The sequence below is a fragment of the Streptomyces sp. NPDC045022 genome, assembly GCF_056432605.1.
In genome coordinates this window covers 1-1,430 of record NZ_JBWKIR010000084.1, presented here as the reverse complement: position 1 = coordinate 1,430, position 1,430 = coordinate 1, and the positions used below count along the sequence as shown (strand labels likewise).

The following is a 1,430-nucleotide window of genomic DNA, read 5'->3' as shown; positions in this document are numbered from 1 at the left end:
TCGTCGTGGTTGCGCAGGAAGATGCCCCACTGGCAGTTGGAGGGGATGGCCGGGGTCTTGGCCAGGATCTCCGAGACCGGGTAGCGCGACTCACGCCGTACGGCCATGAAGATGCGCGGCATGACGGGGAAGTGGAACGCCATGTGGCACTCGTTGCCACCGGAGGAGTAGTCGCCGAAGTAGTCGACGACGTCCTCCGGCCACTGGTTGGCCTCCGCCAGCAGCACGGTGTCCGGGTACTGGGCGTCGATCTCCTTGCGGACCCGCTGCAGGAACTCGTGGGTGGCGGGCAGGTTCTCGCAGTTGGTGCCCTCCTGCTGGTACAGGTACGGCACCGCGTCCAGCCGGAACCCGTCGATGCCGAGATCCAGCCAGAACTTCAGCGCGGAGATCATCTCCTCCTGCACGGCCGGGTTCTCGTAGTTCAGATCCGGCTGGTGCGAGAAGAAGCGATGCCAGTAGTACTGCTTGCGTACCGGGTCGTACGTCCAGTTGGAGGCCTCGGTGTCGACGAAGATGATGCGAGCGTCCTGGTACTGCTTGTCGTCGTCGGCCCAGACGTAGTAGTTCCCGTACGGACCCTCCGGGTCGCGCCTCGACTCCTGGAACCACGGGTGCTGGTCGCTGGTGTGGTTCATGACGAAGTCGATGATCACGCGCATGCCGCGCTGGTGGGCGGCGTCCACGAACTCCACGAAGTCGGCGAGGTCACCGAACTCGGGCAGCACGGCGGTGTAGTCGGAGACGTCGTAACCGCCGTCACGCAGCGGTGACTTGAAGAACGGCGGCAGCCAGAGGCAGTCCACACCGAGCCACTGCAGGTAGTCGAGTTTGGCGGTCAGGCCCTTGAGGTCGCCGACGCCGTCGCCGTTGCTGTCCTGGAAGGAGCGGACCAGGACCTCGTAGAAGACGGCGGTCTTGAACCAATCCGGATTCCGGTCCTTGGCGGGAGTGTCCTCGAAGGTGTCCGGGACGGGCTCGTTGACGATCATATGGTGGGTGACCCTCCGATCTGCGGGTTGGACGGTCGCAGGACGGTGAAGACATGCGCGGGCCTATGACCCGGTTCGAGGCGCACATAGTTGGCCCTGCCCCAGTAGTAGGTCTCGCCGGTGAGCTCGTCGCGCACCGGCACGGACTCGTGCCAGTCCAGGCCGAGTTGCCGCATGTCCAACGAGACCGTGGCTTCCTGGGTGTGGTGGGGATCGAGGTTGGCGACCACGAGAACCGTGTTCGGTCCGCTCCGCTTCGAGTAGGCGATCACCGCGTCCTGGTCGGTGTGGTGGAAGTGGAGGTCACGCAGCTGCCGCAGGGCCGGACTGCGCCGCCTGACGTCGTTGAGCCGGGTGATGAGCGGCGCGATGGTCCGCCCCTCCCGCTCCGCGGCCGCCCAGTCGCGGGGCTTGAGCTGGTACTTCTCCGAGTCCAGG

General features: G+C 65.5%; 1 protein-coding gene and 1 pseudogene. Both read right to left on the bottom strand.

Features of this window, described 5'->3' with window-relative positions; genetic code table 11:
* The coding region (locus AC07C1_RS41245) for an alpha-amylase family glycosyl hydrolase (protein ID WP_478947246.1) at positions 1 to 992 on the bottom strand (992 nt) is incomplete at its 3' end.
* Positions 989 to 1,430, bottom strand: a pseudogene (locus AC07C1_RS41240) (alpha-1,4-glucan--maltose-1-phosphate maltosyltransferase); the annotation flags it as partial. The pseudogene AC07C1_RS41240 and the gene AC07C1_RS41245, both read right to left, overlap by 4 nt.